This is a genomic window from Sphingomonas sp. PP-CC-3A-396 (assembly GCF_004343105.1).
Classification (GTDB): domain Bacteria; phylum Pseudomonadota; class Alphaproteobacteria; order Sphingomonadales; family Sphingomonadaceae; genus Sphingomonas.
On the sequence record NZ_SLYF01000007.1, the window covers coordinates 145,236 to 164,518 of the forward strand.

Genomic DNA, 19,283 nt, shown 5'->3' on the forward strand with positions numbered 1-19,283 from the left:
GGGTCCAGTTGGAAAGGTTGCAGTAACTAAGCGCGGCGCTCGGTTGAGCAACGTTCCCCAACTAGGCCCCGGCCTTCGCCGGGAAGGTGCACTTTCTTGTTAAGTGTGAAGTGTTTACCGCAGCCGTTTCACGAACGAACGCCCACCTTCGCGACGTTCGTGCTGGAAGTTGGGGATCGTCTCGATCAGGTCCGACAATCGGTTGAACCCGTAGTTCCGTGCATCGAAGCTTGAGCGGTTGCCGGCGAGCTGGCCGAGTTCGGCGACGCTGGCATAGCCCTTCTCGTCGCGCTTCACCGCGTTGTACGCGTCGATCAGCAGCTTGATCACCTGCTCGTCGATCGGCTGCGCGGTCTTCGGCCGAGCGACCGGGGCCGGTGTGGCTGCCTTCTCGCCAGCGACGGGGGCCGGCGCCGGCGCGGGCATCGCCTGCGACGTCTCGTTCAGCGCGCCGACGTCGATGAACCGCGTGCACGCTTGGCGGAACCCCTCGGGCGTGCGGCTGGTGCCGAAGCCGTATACCGGTATCCCATCCTGCCGGATGCGCGTCGCGAGTGGCATGAAATCGCTGTCCGACGACATGATCCCGAACCCGTCGATGCGCCCGCGGAACAGCAGGTCCATCGCGTCGATCGTCATCTTCATGTCGGTCGCGTTCTTGCCCTTGGTCAGGTCGAACTGCTGCTGCGGCTCGATGCCGTGCTTGATCGACATGTCGCTCCACGCCTTTAGCGCGGGCTTCGACCAGTTGCCATAGACCCGCCGGACGTTGACCGTGCCGAGCTCGGCAAGGACGGTCAGCACCGGGTCGAGGGTCGCCGCGGACGCATTGTCCGCGTCGATCAGGAGGGCGACGTTGCGCGTTGTGGTATCGATCATGGGCGCAAGGTTAGCCGCGCCCGCGCTGCGCGTCCACGCTCCAGACGCCGCCACCGGCCGCGGCAAGGTACAGGAACACGAAGCAGTAGAGCACCGCCGCCTCGCCGCCATTGGCGATCGGGAAGGGGCCCTTCGGCATGTGCGCCATGAAATACGCGACCGCGGACATGCCCGACAGCACGAACGCGACCGGCCGCGTGAACAGGCCGACGATCAGCAGGCCGCCGCCGACGACCTCGAGCGCCCCCGCGACCGTCAGCAACGGGTTCATCGGCATCGGGAAGGGCGGCAGGCCGAAGAATTTCGAGATGCCGTGACTGAAGAACACCAGCGCGACGACGATGCGCATGACGCTGAGTAGGCGGCTGGACCAGATGGCGGGTATCGGCATGGGGTTTCCTCGAGTGTCGTTGCGTGGGCGAAACGTCACACGGGGGCGGCGCGAGGTCAATTCGTGTAGATCGAAACGGATCGTTGACGGGAGGCGCTCTCACGATCCTCCCCCGCTAGGGGGAGGTGGCTGGCGCTTGCCAGACGGAGGGGGAGGTAAGGGGTGACCACTGTTGTGCGTCCGCCCCCTCCGTCACCTTCGGCGACACCTCCCCCTTGCGGGGGAGGATCGCAAGGTCAGGGGTAGGCGATCGCCATCACCTCATATTCGCGCTCGCCGGCGGGCAAATCCACGCGCCGCACATCTCCGATCGCGGCGCCACGCAAGGCCCGCGCGAACGGCGAATTCCAGCCGATCCGCCCGTTGCTCGCATCGGTCTCGTCGTCGCCGACCAGCGTCAGGATGCGCTCGGCATCATCCTCGTCTGCGACGGTCACGCACGCACCGAACCACACGCGCGAGCGGTCTTCCTGGGTGGCGGGATCGACGACCTTGGCCGCCTTCATGCGCTTCGACAGCCAGCCGAGCCGGCGGTCGATCTCGCGCAGGCGTTTGCGGCCGTAGATATAGTCGCCGTTTTCCGAGCGGTCGCCATTGCCGGCGGCCCAGGATATGACTTCGACCAGGGCGGGGCGCTCGGTCGACAGGAGTTGCTCGTATTCTGTGCGGAGTACGGTGTAGCCGGCAGGGGTGATGTAGTTCGGGCGATCCATGCACAAGGCTATACCGCCTCGAGATCGGTCACCCTAGCCGGAACAACCGTCTTCTTGACCGCAACGTCCGTCACATCGACCGCAACACCCGTCATCTCGGTAGCAACGCTCGTCACCCCAGCGAAAGCTGGGGTCTCCCGCGGCTCCAGTCCGACCGACAGCCGGGATACCCCAGCTTTCGCTGGGGTGACGAGTGTTTGCGGCGGGGAACACTCTTAAGGGATCAACTAAGTGATCAGCCCGGCCGGTTCTTCCCTAGATACCACGAGAGTCGAGCCGCCCCCCGGCTCTTCGCCCGCGCGGGGTTCATCAGGTCGTACACCACCGCATTCTCCAACACGCGCTGCACATAGTTGCGCGTCTCCTGGTACGGGATCGCCTCGACCCAATCGACCATGTCGACCGCCCCGGTCCGCGGGTCGCCGTTCGCGCGGAGCCATTTGTTCACGTTGCCGCCGCCCGCATTATACGCCGCCACCGCGAGCGGATAACTGCCGTAATTGGCGTAGACTCGCTGGAAATAGCTCGAGCCCAGCATGATCGACATGTTCGGATCGGTCGTCAGCGCCGCCTGGTTGTACGCGAGGCCGATCTTCCCCGACTGCTCGCGCGCGGTCGCCGGCATCAGCTGCATCAGCCCGCGCGCGCCGGCGTGGCTCACCGCGGCACGATCGAACTGGCTCTCCTGCCGCGAGATCGCGTGGATGATCGTCCAGTTATCCTCATACCCTGCCGGCACCGCGACCATCGGGAAGCCCACCGCGGAATAATCGCTGAGCCCGTTAGCCAGCGCACTCCGCCCGACCATCACGCCGAGGTCCGGCCGGTTGATGCTCTTCGACAGTTCGGCGGCGAGCAAGTGATCGGTGTCGGTCGTCGCATCCGCTGCGATCTGGCGGACGAACGCGGTCTGGTCCTGCCAATCACCGATCTGCCCGAGGAACTTGACCGCGCGCACCGTCTCGCGCCGATCGAACGCCGCGCGCGTCGCCGGATCGATCGCCACCGAAGCGACCGACGGCGGCGCGACCAGCGCGCGGCCGGTGCGCTCGTTCGCCAGCTGCCCGTAATATTGATCGCGATATCCAGCCGCCTGGCCGTAGAACGCCGCAGCCTGAGGCGCCAACCCCGCCGCCTCCGCCGCGCGTCCCGCCCAGTAATACCCCTTCGACCGCACCTGAGGCGAGCGCGAGCCGCGCGCGTACCGGTCGAACAGCGTCATCGCATCCGCCGGTCGCCCCAGCTGCTTCATCGCTACCCGCCCGCCGAGCCAGGCGAGGTTGGTATATTCGTCGCGCTCGGCATAGGATTTCGCCGCGATATCCGCGCCATAGGGATACGCATCGTCGATCTGCCGCGCGATGTCGTAGGCGACCTGATATTGCCCGTCGTTCGCCGCGCCGTTCGCGTTGGTGACGAGCACCTCATACCATTCGGCGGCATTGCCCGGCCGCGTCACCAATGACCGGGGCCGCGCCAGCCACGCACGCGCCGAAGGACTGGCGCCCGAATTGCGCAACCACTGCGCCCGGTCCGCGACATACCCCGCGTCGTTCGCATACAGCGTCTGCGTCGAGGCCGAGATATCCGACGCGTTCGGCGCATTCGTCCGGAACGCGAGCCGCGCCTCGAAGATCGGCCGCCGCGCAGCACTCGTCCACACCAATTGCCGCTGCGCCGCGCCGGTCTGGCCCGCCCACAACAGCGCATCCATCCGCGCATCCTGATCGTCCGGCGTCAGCGCACCCGGAAAGCCCGACACGACCATCGCCTCGTCGGTCGGCGTCAGGCCGGCGCTCCGCCACGCCGTCCGCACCGCCGCATAAGCCTGATCCCGCGCGCCCGTCCCTTGCAAAGCCCGCGCATAGGCGACACCGCCCGACGCCGATTGCGGTGGATAACGACGGAAAAACGCAACGACGCTCGTCGGCGATCCGGTCGCCGCCTTGCGCTCTGCCGCCCGCCGGTTGGCCGTCTCGTTCGGCCAGCCGGGATGCGCCATAAGGAAACCCGCATAGTTGTCGAACGGCAGCGCATCGGTCTGCTGCAACGCCCGCCACTGCGCAATGGTCGAGGCGATCGCACCATCGGTCGCCATCGGCTGCGCATTGGGACCCATATTGGCAAGCTGCGTGCTGTAGCGATCCAGCGTCTGCTGCCCGCCTCCCGACGCGGCGACCGTCCCCGCCACGACTGCAAGGAGAAGGCTCGTTTTAAACATCGATGCTACCATGTGGACAGCATACGCTCCGAACCCGTATCTGTCCTGAACGAAATCCGGATTTTGCAAGACATCCGGCGCAACAGGACCGCAGGCTACCGCATGTTTTCAGGATCTATTCCGGCGCTCGTCACGCCGTTCGCCGCCGATGGCAGCTTCGACGAAACCGCCTATCGCGACTTCATCGAATGGCAGATCGTCGAAGGCTCGTCGGGGCTGGTGGCGTGCGGGACGACCGGCGAGGCGGCGACCCTGTCGTACGACGAGCATTTCCATGTGGTCCGCGTCTGCGTCGATCAGGCGAAGGGCCGCGTCCCCGTCATCGCCGGCGCGGGCTCGAACGATACGCGCGTCGCATCGGCAAACCTGCGTGCCGCAAAGGACGCCGGCGCAGACGCCGCGCTGATGGTCCCGCCTTATTACAACCGGCCGGGGCAGGAGGGGATCTTCCGCCACTTCGAGGCACTCGCGACGTCGACCCCGCTGCCGATCATCCTCTACAACGTCCCCGCGCGGACGGTAACGGACATTCAGCCAGCGACCTTGGCGCGGATCGTCACAGCGTTCCCGGACGTGTTCGTCGGCGTGAAGGATGCCAGCGGCGTCCTCGCCCGCGTCTCTCAGCATCGCGCGTCGTGCGGGCCGGATTTCTGCCAGCTGTCAGGCAATGACGACCTCGCGCTGGCGTTCAACGTCATGGGCGGCACCGGATGCATCTCGGTAAGCGCCAACGTCGCGCCGAAGCTCTGCGCAGAGTTTCAGGCGGCGTGCCAGGCTGGCGATTTCATCAAGGCGCTGGCCTATCAGGATAAGCTTTATCCGTTGCACGAGGCGCTGTTCACCGACGCCTCGCCGGGCCCGGTGAAGTACGCGATGACGAAGGTGCAGGCGGGCTTCCCGGAGACACTGCGCCTGCCGATGACCCCCGCCGGTGAAGCATCGCGCGCCGCAGTCGACGCTGCCTTGGCGCACGCCGGTCTGGCCTGAACCCCCTGCATGTTCTCCTGCGAAAGCAGGAGCCCAGGATCGAGAGGACCGCCGCGTGCTACCCTGGACTCCTGCGTTCGCAGGAGAACGGCGTTTGTTTGAGCGAATAGCGCCCCACCGCTTCCCCTAAGCCTCGCGACCTCCTACATCGCGCGTCCCATGGCACGTCCCAAACCCCCGACCTTCGAGAAGACCAAGATCGTCGCCGAGAACCGGCGCGCGCGGTATGATTATTATATCGAGCAGGTGTTCGAGGCGGGCATCGCGCTCACGGGCACCGAGGTGAAGGCGCTGCGTGGCGGCGAAGGCTCGATCGCCGAGGCCTATGCCGAGGTGAAGGGCAAGAACGTCGTCCTGGTGAATTCGAACATTCCCGAATTCAGCCACGGCAACCGCTTCAACCACGAGCCCAAGCGCCCGCGCAAATTACTGCTGCACGAGCGCGAGATCAACAAGATGTTCGGGGCGGTCGCACGCCAGGGCATGACGCTCGTGCCGCTGATGATCTACTTCAATTCGAAGGGCCGCGCGAAGATCGAACTGGCGCTCGCCAAGGGCAAGCAGAATCACGACAAGCGCGATTCGGTGAAGGAACAGGACTGGAAGCGCGAGCAGGGCCGGATCATGCGGGATCGCGGATAGCCTGTGTCGAAGGCGCCGGGCAGTATCTTCGGGCGCCTCGCGGCGTGGTCGCATCGCAACTTGCCGACCCGCGAATCGATGGAGCGGAACCGTCTTCTCCGCCCCGTCGCGCACCGCGTCCTTGCGCCCGAACTCTGGCGTTTCACACGCCGCTCGGTCCCGCGCGGCGTCGCGCTCGGGATGGTCGCGGGCATTCTGATCCCGGTCGCGCAGACGCCTGTCGCCGCGATCTTCGCGCTGCCGTTCCGCGCCAACGTGCCGACCGCGGCGCTGACCACCTTCATCACCAACCCGCTGACCACGCCGCCGCTCTGGATCGCGGCCTATTGGATCGGCTCGTCGCTGCTCCGGCTCGACGCGCACGTCCCCGGCCAGCCCGTCGCGGACGCCGCGGCACGCACTGAATGGATCCCCTGGCTGATGCAGGCGGGACCCGCCACAGCGCTCGGCCTGCTGGTCATTACCGTTGTCTGTTCGGTCGGCGGCTATGCACTCAGTGCGCTCGGCTGGCGATTGTGGATCGCGCGCAAGTGGCGCAATCGCCACGACAATCGCGGATCGTAACAATCGTCACTAATATTGACCTACCCGAATTGACGGACCGTCCTATCGGCGTAGAACACACCGCATCCTGAAGATCTTTCTCCGAGGTTCTTGATGCGTAAGTCGATTGTTACCGTGATCCTGCTCGCGTCCGCCGCATCGGCTTTCGCCCAAACTAGTGCGCCGTCGCCGACCCTCGCCAAGGCTGCCAAGGGCCCCGTCGCCGCCAAGGATGCCAACAAGCCGCAGATCGGCGATTTCGGCTTCGACATGGCCGGCCGCGATACCAGCGTGACGCCGGGCACCGACTTCTTCGATTACGCGAACGGCGGCTGGGTGAAGACCACGCCGATCCCCGCCGATCGCTCGTCCTACGGCATGTTCCACGTCCTTCAGGACCTGTCGCTCGAACGCACCCGCACGATCCTCGACGTCTCCGCCAAGACGCCCGGCGACAAGGTCGGTGATTTCTACACGAGCTTCATGGACGAGGCGGCGGTGAACGCGAAGGGCGCCACGCCGGTCAAGCCGATGCTCTCCGCGCTGAAGGCGACCAAGGACAAGACCGCACTCGTCACCGAGATTGCCAAACTCCAGCGGCAAGGCGTCGGCGGCCTCGTCGGCGTCGGCGTATCGCAGGACGACAAGGACCCGACCACCTATGTCGTCCAGCTCGGCCAGAGCGGTATCGGCCTCCCCGACCGCGATTATTATCTCAAGGTCGACGCCAAGCTCGCGACCATCCGCACCGCCTACCAGGCGTATCTGGCGCGGATGCTGACGCTGGCCGGCGAGCCCAACGCGGCGACCCGCGCCGCCGCCGTGTTCAACATGGAGAAGGGCCTCGCGACCGCGCATTGGACGCGGATCGAGAGCCGCGACGCCGACAAGACCTACAACAAATGGACCGCCGCCGACTTCGCCGCGAAAGCGCCCGGCTTCCCGTGGGCGCAGTACATGACCGCGATGGGCGTTACCGGCCGTCCGTTCTACCTCGTCGCACAGCCGAGCGCAGTGACGGGCGAGGCGAAGGTGTTCGCCGACACGCCGGTCAACGTCCTTCAGGACTATGCCATGCTCAAGGTGCTGCGTTCCTACGCGCCGTATCTGTCGAGCGATTTCGACAAGACCAACTTCGCGTTCTACGGCACCACGCTGTCCGGCACGCCCGAGCAGCAGGTCCGCTGGAAGCGCGGCGTCTCGACCGTATCGGGCGCGATGGGCGAGGCGATCGGCCAGCAATACGTCGCGAAGTATTTCCCGCCCGCATCGAAGGCGGCAGCCGACGACCTCGTCAAGAACGTCATCGCGGCGATGGGCGAGCGTCTCCGGAACCTCGAATGGATGGCGCCCGAGACCAAGACCAAGGCGCTCGCCAAGCTCGCCGCCTTCACCCCGAAGATCGGCTATCCGGACAAGTGGCGCGATTATTCGGCGCTCCAGATCCAGCGCGGCGATCTCGTCGGTAACGTCGCGCGCGCCAACGCGTTCGAATACGACCGCGACCTGAAGAAGCTCGGCCAGCCGATCGATCGGGCTGAGTGGTTCATGACGCCGATGACGATCAACGCCTATGCGAACCCGACGATGAACGAGGTCGTCTTCCCTGCCGCGATCCTCCAGCCGCCGTTCTTCGATCCGAAGGCGGACCCGGCGGTCAATTACGGCGGTATCGGCGCGGTGATCGGTCACGAGATCAGCCACCACTTCGACGACCAGGGCCGCAAATACGACCTCAACGGCAAGCTCACCGACTGGTGGACGCCGCAGGACGTCGCGCGCTTCAAGGTGTTCACCGACGCGCTGGTGAAGCAGTATGACGCGTACGAGCCCTTGCCCGGCCAGCACATCCAGGGCGGCCTGACTCTCGGCGAGAACATCGCCGATCTTGCCGGCCTGACGGTCGCGTACGACGCGTATCACAAGTCGCTCGGCGGCAAGCAGGCGCCGATCATCGACGGCACCACCGGCGACCAACGCTTCTACTACGGTTGGGCGGGTGTCTGGCGCACCAAGTGGCGCGACGCGGCGCTCCAGCAGGCGTTGCTGTCGGACCCGCATTCGCCGGGTCATCAGCGCGTCCTCACGGTTCGCAACCTCGACCCGTGGTACGCCGCATTCGGCGCCAAGCCGGGTGAGGCGAGCTACCTCGCCCCCGCCAACCGCGTCCGTATCTGGTAACTGACGCCGTCCCATAGAGTCCCGTCATCCTGGGCTCGACCCAGGATCCAGAGCCACGCACGCGCTGCTGTCGGCTCTGGATTGTGACTTTCGTCAGGGTGACGAAGTTTGGAGAGAAACATGAAGTCGTTCATCGTCGCCGGCCTGCTGGCCGCAACCGCCATCACCGGCGTCACCGCCGCCATCTCGCAAACGGCTGAGCCAACGCCAGCCGCTCCAGCCACCTCGACCGGCGCCCAATACGGCACGTTCGGCTTCGACGAGAAGGGCATGGACAAGACCGTCCAGCCCGGCGACGACTTCTACACCTTCGCCAACGGCAACTGGTCCAAGAACACCCCGATCCCTGCCGACAAATCGAACTACGGCTCGTTCAATCTCCTCTCCGACCTGTCCGAGACGCGCACGCGCGGCATCCTCGACACCGCCGCGAAGGACCCGAACTCGAAGATCGGCCGCGCCTATGCGACCTATCTGGACACCGGCACGATCGAGGCCAAGGGTCTCGCGCCGATCCGCCCGTGGCTGAAGACAATCGCCGCGCTGACCGACCGCGCCCAATACCCCGCGCTCCTCGCCGAAGCCGACCGCGCCGGCATCCGCGGCCCGTTCGGCGGCGGCGTCGGCCAGGACGACAAGTCCCCTGAGCAATACGCGCTCTCGCTCGGCCAGTCCGGCCTCGGCCTCCCCGACCGCGATTACTACCTCAGCACCGACGCCAAGCTCGTCGAGGCACGCAACGCCTACCGCGCGCACATCGTCAAGATGCTCACCTTGGCCGGCGAACCCAATGCCGAGGCCCGCGCCACCGCGCTGCTCGCGTTCGAGACCGAGATCGCCAAGGTCAGCTGGACCCGCGTCGACAGCCGCGACGCCACCAAGACCTACAACAAGATGACCGTCGCCGACCTCTCCAAGCGCGCCCCCGGCTTCGATTTCGCCGCGTATTTCAAGGGCATCGGCACACCCGTCCCGACCGTCATCGTCGCACAGCCCTCCGCGATCACCGGCATCGCCAAGCTCGTCTCGACCGCGCCGATCGGCGTGCTCAAGGACCAGCTGATCCTCCGCTCGCTCGACGGTTACGCCGACGTCCTCCCCAAGGCGTTCGACGCCGAGCAGTTCGCCTTCTACGGCACCGTCCTCGGCGGCACGCCCGAGCAGGAAGCCCGCTGGAAGCGCGGCGTCCAGTTCACCTCCGGCGCGCTCGATGACGAGGTCAGCAAGCTCTACGTCGCGCAATATTTTCCGCCCGAAACCAAGGCCGCGGCCGACAAGCTCGTCAAGAACGTCCTCGCCGCGATGGGTCGCCGGATCGACAAGCTCGAATGGATGGCGCCCGAGACCAAGGTCAAGGCGCACGCCAAGCTCGCCGCCTTCACGCCCAAGATCGGCTATCCGAGCCAGTGGAAGGATTTCTCGGGCCTGACGATCACGTCGGGCGATGCGTTCGGCAACGAATGGCGCGCGAACGAATGGCAGCACCAGGATAATATTTCCAAGCTCGGCAAGCCGTTGCAGCGCTGGGAATGGGGCATGACGCCGATGACGGTGAACGCCTATGCCAATTTCGGCATGGTCGAGATCGTCTTCCCCGCCGCGATCCTGCAGCCGCCGTTCTTCGATCCGAAGGCCGACGATGCGGTCAATTACGGCGGCATCGGCGCGGTGATCGGCCACGAGCTGAGCCATCATTTCGACGACCAGGGCTCGAAATATGATGCCAAGGGCCAGCTTACCGACTGGTGGACGCCCAAGGACATTGCCGGCTTCAACGCGCTCACCGGCAAGCTCGGTGCGCAGTACGACGCGTATGAGCCGCTGCCCGGCATGCACGTGAAGGGTCAGCTAACGATGGGCGAGAACATCGCCGATCTCGCGGGTTTGACGGTGGCGTACGACGCCTATCACACCGCACTCGGTGGCAAGACTGCGCCCGTGCTCGACGGGTTCACCGGCGACCAGCGCTTCTATCTCGGCTGGGCGCAGGTCTGGCGCCGCAACTATCGCGAAGCCAACCTTCGCAACCGGTTGCTGACCGATCCTCACTCACCGTCGCAGCAACGTGCGTGGGTCGTCCGGAACCTTGACCCCTGGTACGCGGCATACAAGCCGACGCCTGGCCAGAAGCTGTATTTGGCCCCGGAGCAGCGCGTTCGAATCTGGTAACGGGTGCACCGGCTACCTCTGGTTCCCCCGCGAAGGCGGGGGCCCAGGAACCACAAGCGTTGACCCCCGCCTTCGCGGGGGAACAGCGGGGGTGATGATCGTGACGGCCTATCATAGCCGCCACCCCGGCGAAGGCCGGGGCCCAGTTGGGGGACGGTGCTAAGGACGGACGGCGCTTCGTTACGACCATTTTTCCACCTGGGCCCCGGCCTCCGCCGGGGTGGTGCCGTTTCAGGAAGCGGTGGGGATCAGGGCCGTCGCTACCCCTATCACACGCATCGCGCTTGACGCCCAACCCCGCTTGAGCGGATGACTCCGCCGATGGCATCGTTCGCTAAACCCACCCCCGCCCGCAACGCCGCGCTCGTTGCCGCGCTCGCCGGTATTGCCGCCGCCGGGATCGTCCTGCTGCTCGTCGGCAGCTGGATCGCTGCGGCCGGATTTTTCGCCGCTGCCATCATCGTCGTCGGTGCGGTCATCGCCTGGCGCCTGCTCAACCCGGTGGTCAGGGACGCGCCCCGCCCGGTCGACTGGGACCTCACGCGCGCCGTCGCCGAGGCCGGCACCGACGCGATCGCGATCACCGACCGCGCCGGGCGCCTGGTCTGCGCGAACGACGCCTACGAAGCGCTGTTCGAAGGGTTTCCCACACCGCCAGGCCTGCCGCTCGACGAAGCCGGCGTCGCGGATCTCGCCGACGCCGGTCGCGCCGCGTGGCGTGACGGCACCGCGCAGGTTGACCGCCTGAACGCCCGCGGTATCTGCCTGTCCGCGGCCATCGCCCGCGCCGGCGACGACGCCGACATGCTGGTCTGGCGTTTCGTCACCGCACAGGAACACGACCTTGCCGAGACGCTCGCCGTGCTGCTCGCCGGCCCGACCGGCGACCGGCTCGGCGGCAGCGGCATCATGGCGGCATTGCTATCGCCCGATGGCCGCGTCCGCACCGCCAACCGGGTGCTGCGCAAACGCGCCTGCGGCAACGATTACGAGCCGATCGAAGGCCGCGATTTCGCCCGTTTCCTGATCACCGACAGCCGCGGCCTCGTCCGGTTCGAGCGCGAGGGCCTCGAAGGGACGCCACTCCGCGTTCTCCAGATCCCGTTCCTCGAAGGTGACGACGCGCCCGTGCTGGTCGCGCTGCTCGACGACGAGGAGGACGCGCCCGCACTCGGCGCCAGTGCCTCCGCGCACGTCCGCAGCCTCGTCAGCATGATGCCGTTCGGGATGGCGCTGGTCGATCGCGACGGCCGCTTCCTGCAGATGAACGACTCGTTCCTGCGCGCCGCCGGCGTCAATTCGGTCGCCCCGCCGCTCTACCCCGGCGATCTCGTCGTCCGCGAGGACAAGGCCGCGGTCGCCGACGCGATCCGAAAGTTCGCGAACGGAGCGACGCACTCCGCCGACATGGCCGTGCGCCTCAAGGATCATCCCGACGAGCCGGTCGCGCTCACCATCGCCGGCGCACGCGGCCTAGGCGACGCCGCGGTCCTGCTCAGCCTCAAGGACAACAGCGAGGAGTCCCGCCTCAAGCGCGAAGTCGCCCAAGCCACCAAGATGCAGGCGGTCGGTCAGCTTGCCGGCGGCGTCGCGCACGATTTCAACAACATCCTGACCGCGATCATCGGCCATTGCGACCTGATGCTGATGCGCCATTCGCCCGGCGACAGCGACTACGACGACATCCAGCAGGTCCGCACCAACTCGAACCGCGCCGCCAGCCTCACCCGCCAGCTGCTCGCCTTCTCGCGCCAGCAGACGCTTCGTCCGCAGATCCTCCAGCTCCCCGACGTCGTCTCCGAGGTGTCGAACCTGCTCAAGCGCCTGATGGGCGAGAACGTCCGCCTCGACATGACACACGGCCGCAACCTCGGCCCGGTGCGCGCCGATCCGGGCCAGCTGGAACAGGTCGTCGTCAATCTTGCGGTCAATGCGCGCGACGCGATCGTTTCCGCCAACGCGCGCGGTGGCGGCGTGCTGACGATCACCACACGTGCAGTGCCGGCATCGGAAGTGCGCGAGATGGCGTCCGACATCCTGCCCGTCGCCGACTACACCGCGCTGATCGTCCAGGACACCGGCACCGGCATCCCGCCCGACGTGCTGCCCAAGATCTTCGAGCCGTTCTTCACGACGAAGGAGTTCGGCAAGGGCACTGGGCTCGGCCTTTCGACCGTCTACGGCATCGTCAAGCAGTCCGGCGGGTACATCTTCGCCGATAGCAAACCGGGGCAGGGCGCGACCTTCTCGATGTACCTGCCGGTCCACTCGGCGCCCGCCACGACGCGCCCCGCGGTGGTGAAACCCACGCCGAAGCCGGTCGATCTCTGGGGTACCGGCACGATCCTGCTGGTCGAGGACGAGGATATGGTCCGCGCGGTCGCCGAGCGTGCGCTGACGCGACAGGGCTATACCGTGCTGACCGCGGAAAACGGCGAAGTCGCGCTGGAAGTGCTGGAGAAACACGGCCGCCCCGACCTGCTGATCAGCGACGTCGTGATGCCCCAGATGGACGGCCCGACGATGGTGCGCCATGCACGCGAAAAATTCCCCGACCTGCCGATCCTGTTCATGTCGGGCTATGCCGAGGAGCAGTTGCGCAAGTCGATCGACCTCGACAACGTCGCGTTCCTGCCCAAGCCCTTCTCGGTCCAGGAACTCGCCGAGGCGGCACGAGACGTGCTGGCAGCGCGGTGATTCGAACAAGATGTTGGCAAGTCGTAACAATCCCGACTATGCGCATGGCATGACCGCTCCCCAGCAGATCCTCATCGTCGAGGACGAACCGTTGATCGCCATGATGCTCGAGGATTTTCTCGAAGTTCTGGACAAGGGAGTCGCAGGCTCGGTCGATACCGTAGCCGACGCCCTGAAGCGGATCGAAGAGGGCGGCGTCGACGGCGCGATCCTCGACGTGAACCTGCGCGGCGGCGAGAAGAGCACCGCGGTCGCCGAGGCGCTTGCCGCGAAAGGCGTCCCCTTCGTCTTCGCCACCGGCGGCGGCGATGACGGTGTGGCCCCCGAATTTCGCGATCGTCCGCGGTTGCAGAAGCCCTTCACGATGGACGGCGTGGCGAAGGCGCTCGAAGGCCTTTAATGCGTTCTTCCACGGGGAGATGGGCGGGCCTAGCTGCATAGCGGAAGGCTGAGGGCGCTGACGCCTAAAGCGCTCCCTTCCTCTCCTAAGGGGAGAGGGAATGGCCGACGCTTGCTAATATCCTTACGAAGCGCATGATCTTCCGGCATGACAACTTACAGCCACGTTTGATGCGACCGTCACGAGCGCGCGCGGTTACGCTGACGTGTACGGTAATGGCTCTGATAACCGCGTACGGGCTTTTCGGCATAAGCGCCGCCGTCGCCGTCGCCATACTGGCGCTTCTCCCGATCGCCTGGGCGTTCGACAACGAGAGCGGCACTTTCCTGATCCTCGCCACGCTGTTCGTGATTACGATCGGCATCATGGTCATGCTGATCGCGCTGATGGCGATATCCCACTAAATTCCCTGCTGAACCCCGCAACTCTCTTGCGCAAATGCCCCCTCCCGCGACATAGGCGGTCGCCATGAGCAACCGTTTCGACAAATCACGCCTGCCGAGCCGTCATGTCTCGGTCGGCCCCGAACGCGCCCCGCATCGCAGTTATTATTACGCGATGGGGATTCCCGAAGAGGATATCGCCAAGCCGTTCGTCGCCGTCGCCAGCGCCGGCAACGACAGCGCGCCCTGCAACATCACGCTCGACGCGCAGGCCGATGTCGCGCGCCTCGGCGTGATCCAGGGCGGCGGCATGCCGCGCCGGTTCAACACGATCACCGTCACCGACGGCATCGCGATGGGCCATCAGGGCATGAAGACCAGCCTGGTCAGCCGCGAGGTCATCGCCGACTCGGTCGAGCTCAGCGTGCGCGGCCATTGCTACGACGCGCTGATCGGCTTTGCCGGCTGCGACAAGTCGCTGCCCGGCATGATGATGGCGATGCTGCGGCTCAACGTGCCGTCGATCTTCGTCTATGGCGGCTCGATCCTGCCCGGCCGTTTCCACGACAAGGACGTGACGGTCGTCGACGTGTTCGAAATCGTCGGCAAATACGCAGCCGGCGCGTGCCCGCTGTCCGAAGTCCACGCGCTAGAAAAGGTCGCCTGTCCCAGCGCCGGCGCGTGTGGTGGCCAGTTCACCGCGAACACGATGGCCTGCGTCGCCGAGGCGATCGGATTGTCGATGCCGAACAGCAACATGACGCCCGCGCCGTATAGCAGCCGCGAACAGATCGCGCATGCCGCCGGCGTCCAGATCATGGAGCTGATCGAGCGCAACATCCGCCCGCGCGATATCTGCACGCGCGAGGCGTTCATCAACGCCGCGCGCGTCGTAGCCGCGACCGGGGGCTCGACCAACGCCGCGCTGCATCTGCCTGCGATGGCGCATGAGGTCGGCATCGAGTTCGACCTGTTCGACGTCGCCGAGGCCTTCAAGACCACGCCGTACATCGCCGACCTCAAACCCGGCGGGAAATATGTCGCGAAGGACATGTACGAAGCTGGCGGCGTCTACATGCTGATGAAGACGATGCTCGCCGGCGGGTTTCTTGACGGCAATTGCATGACCGTGTCGGGCAAGACGCTCGGCGAGAATATCGATCAGGTGACGTGGAATCCCGACCAGAAGGTCATCTACGACATCACCACGCCGATCACCCCGACCGGCGGCGTCGTCGGCCTGCGCGGCAGCCTCGCCCCCGACGGCGCGATCGTGAAGGTCGCGGGCTTGCACCGCCTCCAGTTTAGCGGCCCGGCACGCGTGTTCGATTGCGAGGAGGACACCTTCGCCGCCGTCGAGAACCGCGAGATCAACGAGGGTGAGGTCATCGTCATCCGCTATGAAGGCCCCAAGGGCGGCCCCGGCATGCGCGAGATGCTGTCGACCACCGCCGCGCTCTACGGCCTGGGTATGGGCGAGAGCGTCGCTTTGATCACCGACGGTCGCTTCTCCGGCGGCACCCGCGGCTTCTGCATCGGCCATGTCGGTCCCGAAGCGGCGGACGGCGGTCCGATCGCATTGGTCGAGAATGGCGACATCATCCACATCGACGCCGAGGCCGGCACGATCGACCTCGACGTGCCCGAGGACGTGATGGCGGCGCGGCGTGCCGCGTGGGTGCCGCGCACCAACGATTACGGTTCGGGCGCACTCTGGCGCTATGCGAAGACCGTCGGCCCCGCGTACAAGGGCGCAGTCACGCACCCTGGAGCCGCAGCCGAAACCCATGTCTACGCGGATATCTGAGACCACGCGGATAGGTAAACGAGACGCGCGCTCCACCCGTCACCCCAGCGAAAGCTGGGGTATCCCGGTTGGCGCGTGCCGCGACCCGAACGGGGAGATCCCAGCTTTCGCTGGGATGACGGATGGTGGTTCAGATACCGGCTCCAGTAAGACAGTGAACTGCCTCCTGTGCCTCGCCCTCTTGTCGTTCCCCCTCGCGGCATGCGGGCCAGGCAAGCCATCCAGTACGCAAGTCGCGGCCGGGCAGACCGCCAAGCAGGCCAAGAAGTTCGCCGGCGACCCCCGCATCCCCTGCGCCCGCGGGGCCGCAGCGCTCGAAACGGTCTGCACGATCGAACAGGCCAAGGGCGAGACTGGCCCGATCCTGACGATCCGCCACCCCGATGGCGCGTTCCGCCGCCTGCTCGTGACCAACGACGGCCGCGGCGTCGTCGCGGCGGACGGGGCAGAGGTCGCCAAGGTCGGCCTGGTCGAGGGCAACCGTATCGAGGTGTCGATCGGCGACGCTCGCTACCGCCTCCCAGCCACCGTCAGGAGCGCGACCAAGCCGTCATGATTCACATCGAGGGCCAGGCGATCCTGACCGCCGCCGAAATGCGCGCGGCGGAAGACGCGGTAATCGCCGGAGGCGTGTCGGTCGAAACGTTGATGGAGCGTGCCGGTACTGCAATCGCGCACGCGGTCCGCCGGTTGGCCGGCGCGAACGACGTGCTGATCCTGTGTGGCCCCGGCAACAACGGCGGCGACGGCTATATCGCGGCACGGGTGCTGGTGGAAATGGGCGTGGCGGTCCGCGTCGCGGCGCTGTCGACTCCGAAGACGGATGCGGCAAAGTCGGCAAGGGCAGGGTGGTCCGGCCCGGTCGAAACGCTGGCGGCGGCGATGCCCGCCCCGATCTTGGTTAACGCGCTGTTCGGCACCGGTCTGACCCGCCCGCTCGATTCCGGTTCGACACCCACCCCCAACCGTTCTCCCGCGGACGCGGGGGCCCAGCTGAGTTCCGAGCGCTCACCCAACGGCCTACTCTGGGCCTCCGCGTCTGCGGGGGAACGGTCTGTGGTCGAGTGCCTTCACGCACTCGCCAACGCCGCCCAACTCAGCATCGCAGTAGACCTCCCTAGTGGCCTCGCCACCGACTCCGGCGAGGCGCTGAGCACGCCGCCCGTCTTCAACCTCACCCTTGCGCTCGGCGCGGTGAAGCCAGCGCACCTCCTCCAACCCGCCGCGCGCTATTGCGGCCAGATTCGCCTCCTCGACATCGGCGTCCCCACGCTCAGCCAGGCCGAAGTCCTGAAGGCCCCAATTCTCCCAACCCCCGGCCCCGACTCGCACAAATACACCCGAGGCATGGTCGCGATCATCGCCGGCACCATGTCCGGTGCCGCCGACCTCGCAGCGCTCGCCGCGATGCGCGCCGGCGCAGGCTACGTAACCCTGCTCGGCGACAGCCAAGGCCCGCCCCACGCGCTCGTCCGCGCACCGTTCACCGACCACGCGCTCGCCAACGACCGCATCGGCGCACTCGTGATCGGCCCCGGTCTCGGCCGCGACGACCTCGCCAAAACCCGCCTCGAAGCGGCGCTGATCTCAAACCACCCACTGATCATCGATGGCGACGCGCTCCGCCTCATCGCGCCCGAGCGGATCAAGGCGCTGACGGTCCCAGTCATTCTCACGCCCCACGCCGGCGAGTTCGACGCGCTCTTCGGCAAATCCGATGCCGACAAGATCGCGAGAGCCCGAGACGCAGCCGTCCGCGCGAACGCCGTCGTCGTTTTCAAGGGCGCCGACACCGTCATCGCCGCACCCGATGGCCGCGTCCGCATCGCACAGGACGCCAGCGACTGGCTCTCCACCGCCGGCACCGGCGACGTCCTCGCCGGCGCGATCGGCGCGATGCTGGCCGCCGGGCTCGAACCACTCGACGCAGCCTGCGCAGGAGTGTGGCTCCACGGTGACGCTGCCCGGCGATTGGGCGCGGCTTTCATCGCCGACGACTTGGCGGAAGCGCTCCGGTCGGCCAGAGCATCGCTATGACCTCTGAAACGAATATCGACACGATCGTCCGCGTCGCAGCGCGCGGCGACGGCATGACCGCCGACGGCCGCCACGCCGCCTTCTCGGCACCCGGCGACACGCTCGCCGCCGACGGCACGGTAATCCCCGGCCCGCACCACCAGATTCCCCCCTGCGTGCATTTCCCGACCTGCGGCGGCTGCCAGCTCCAGCATCTCGACGACCAGGCCTATGCCGAGTTCGTCACCGACCGCATCGCCTCCGCGCTCGACGGCCAGGACCTGTCCGCGCCGATCCGCACGCCGCACATCTCCCCCGAGCGCAGCCGCCGCCGCGCGACGCTCCACGCCGAGGCCAAGGGCGGCAAGATCACGCTCGGCTTCACCGCGGAGAAGGCGCACACGATCGTCGACATCAAGGAATGCTGGATCCTCGATCCGCGCCTCTTCGCGCTCGTCCAGCCGCTCCGCCAACTGCTCAAGCGCCTCAACTTCCGCCGCCGCGCGGACATCCACCTGACGCTCGCCGACCAGGGCGCGGACATCCTGATCACGGGGTTCGCCCCAGAAGGCCTCCCCGCCGCCGAAGCGCTCACCAAATTCTGCGAAGACCACAAGATCGCCCGCGTAGCGTTCGACGATGGCCTCGGACCCGAGACGCGGTGGGAGCCCGACGCGGTCACGATCACGCTCGGCGGCGTCCCCGTGCCGCTCCCCCCCGCGTCGTTCCTCCAGGCTACCCCCGATGGCGAAGCCGCACTCACCGCCGCCGTCCTGGAAGCGATCGGCAAACCAGCGACGGTCGCCGACCTTTTCGCCGGCCTCGGCACCTTCACGCTGGCAATCCCGGCGAAGGTCTATGCGGCCGAAGGCGCGCGCGACGCACTCGGCTCGCTGAAGGCCGCCGCGCACCGCACGCAACGGCCGGTCTACCCGGAGCACCGCGATCTCTATCGCCGCCCGCTGACGGTGGCCGAACTCGACCGCTTCGACGCGGTGGTGATCGATCCGCCCCGCTCGGGCGCGCGCGAACAGGCGACTGCGCTCGCGGAATGCAAGACGCCGGTGATCGCATACGTCTCGTGCAATCCGGCGAGCTTCGCGCGCGATGCCAAGGAGCTGTGCGACGCGGGCTGGCGGATCGACTGGGTCCAGCCCGTCGGCCAGTTCCGCTGGTCGACGCATGTCGAGCTAGCCGCGAAGTTCGTCCGGTAACCGTAGAAGATTGTTCCCCCGCGAAGGCGGTGGCCCAGAC

At 66.7% G+C, this 19,283-nt stretch carries 16 protein-coding genes; 12 read left to right on the forward strand and 4 right to left on the reverse strand.

All coding sequences use genetic code 11. From position 1 onward, the window contains the following. Window positions 1-114: 114 nt before the first annotated feature. The 4 genes from C8J40_RS14715 to C8J40_RS14730 all read right to left on the reverse strand — a co-directional run bounded on the left by C8J40_RS14715 (window position 115) and on the right by C8J40_RS14730 (window position 4,216). Window positions 115-879 (reverse strand): NYN domain-containing protein, encoded by a 765-nt coding sequence (locus C8J40_RS14715; protein ID WP_132897656.1) that lies wholly within the window; start codon window positions 877-879, stop codon window positions 115-117. A gap of 10 nt (window positions 880-889) precedes the next feature. Then, window positions 890-1,270: a DoxX family protein gene (locus tag C8J40_RS14720; protein ID WP_132897657.1), complete on the reverse strand. Its 381-nt coding sequence runs from the start codon at window positions 1,268-1,270 to the stop codon at window positions 890-892. Window positions 1,271-1,506: 236 nt separating this feature from the next. Then, entirely contained in the window at window positions 1,507-1,983 is a 477-nt protein-coding gene (greB, locus tag C8J40_RS14725; RefSeq protein WP_132897658.1) for a transcription elongation factor GreB, read from the reverse strand. A gap of 235 nt (window positions 1,984-2,218) precedes the next feature. Beyond that, window positions 2,219-4,216, reverse strand: a complete 1,998-nt coding sequence (locus C8J40_RS14730; RefSeq protein ID WP_132897659.1) for a lytic transglycosylase domain-containing protein — start codon at window positions 4,214-4,216, stop codon at window positions 2,219-2,221. Between the two features lie 90 nt (window positions 4,217-4,306). Between C8J40_RS14730 and dapA the strand changes: the two genes are divergently transcribed. From dapA to C8J40_RS14790, 12 genes are all read left to right on the forward strand, one after another. After that, the gene (gene dapA, locus C8J40_RS14735) at window positions 4,307-5,191 is read left to right on the forward strand and encodes a 4-hydroxy-tetrahydrodipicolinate synthase (RefSeq protein WP_132897660.1); all 885 of its coding nucleotides are present in this window, start codon (window positions 4,307-4,309) and stop codon (window positions 5,189-5,191) included. Between the two features lie 159 nt (window positions 5,192-5,350). Next, window positions 5,351-5,833 carry an SsrA-binding protein SmpB gene (smpB, locus tag C8J40_RS14740; RefSeq protein ID WP_055879372.1) on the forward strand — a complete coding sequence of 161 codons (483 nt, stop codon included), beginning with the start codon at window positions 5,351-5,353 and terminating at the stop codon, window positions 5,831-5,833. A 78-nt stretch (window positions 5,834-5,911) separates the two neighbouring features. Beyond that, entirely contained in the window at window positions 5,912-6,397 is a 486-nt protein-coding gene (locus C8J40_RS14745; RefSeq protein WP_107963017.1) for a DUF2062 domain-containing protein, read from the forward strand. A 93-nt stretch (window positions 6,398-6,490) separates the two neighbouring features. Next, entirely contained in the window at window positions 6,491-8,557 is a 2,067-nt protein-coding gene (locus C8J40_RS14750) for a M13-type metalloendopeptidase (protein ID WP_132897661.1), read from the forward strand. Between the two features lie 120 nt (window positions 8,558-8,677). Then, a complete protein-coding gene (locus tag C8J40_RS14755) occupies window positions 8,678-10,726 on the forward strand; it encodes a M13 family metallopeptidase (RefSeq protein ID WP_132897662.1) in 2,049 nt (682 codons plus the stop codon). A 321-nt stretch (window positions 10,727-11,047) separates the two neighbouring features. Further along, window positions 11,048-13,423: a response regulator gene (locus tag C8J40_RS14760; protein ID WP_132897663.1), complete on the forward strand. Its 2,376-nt coding sequence runs from the start codon at window positions 11,048-11,050 to the stop codon at window positions 13,421-13,423. A 49-nt stretch (window positions 13,424-13,472) separates the two neighbouring features. Further along, window positions 13,473-13,823, forward strand: a complete 351-nt coding sequence (locus C8J40_RS14765; protein ID WP_093399563.1) for a response regulator — start codon at window positions 13,473-13,475, stop codon at window positions 13,821-13,823. Between the two features lie 215 nt (window positions 13,824-14,038). Next, a complete protein-coding gene (locus C8J40_RS14770; RefSeq protein ID WP_132897664.1) occupies window positions 14,039-14,227 on the forward strand; it encodes a hypothetical protein in 189 nt (62 codons plus the stop codon). A 64-nt stretch (window positions 14,228-14,291) separates the two neighbouring features. Then, window positions 14,292-16,013 carry a dihydroxy-acid dehydratase gene (gene ilvD, locus C8J40_RS14775; protein ID WP_132897665.1) on the forward strand — a complete coding sequence of 574 codons (1,722 nt, stop codon included), beginning with the start codon at window positions 14,292-14,294 and terminating at the stop codon, window positions 16,011-16,013. A gap of 181 nt (window positions 16,014-16,194) precedes the next feature. Further along, window positions 16,195-16,569 carry a hypothetical protein gene (locus tag C8J40_RS14780; protein WP_243693409.1) on the forward strand — a complete coding sequence of 125 codons (375 nt, stop codon included), beginning with the start codon at window positions 16,195-16,197 and terminating at the stop codon, window positions 16,567-16,569. Beyond that, on the forward strand, window positions 16,566-18,050 hold the full coding sequence (locus C8J40_RS14785; protein WP_132897667.1) for an NAD(P)H-hydrate dehydratase: 1,485 nt from the start codon (window positions 16,566-16,568) through the stop codon (window positions 18,048-18,050). Before C8J40_RS14780 ends, C8J40_RS14785 begins: the two co-directional genes overlap by 4 nt. Next, window positions 18,047-19,243: a class I SAM-dependent RNA methyltransferase gene (locus C8J40_RS14790; RefSeq protein ID WP_132897668.1), complete on the forward strand. Its 1,197-nt coding sequence runs from the start codon at window positions 18,047-18,049 to the stop codon at window positions 19,241-19,243. The genes C8J40_RS14785 and C8J40_RS14790 overlap by 4 nt, the downstream gene beginning before the upstream one ends. Window positions 19,244-19,283: the final 40 nt, after the last annotated feature.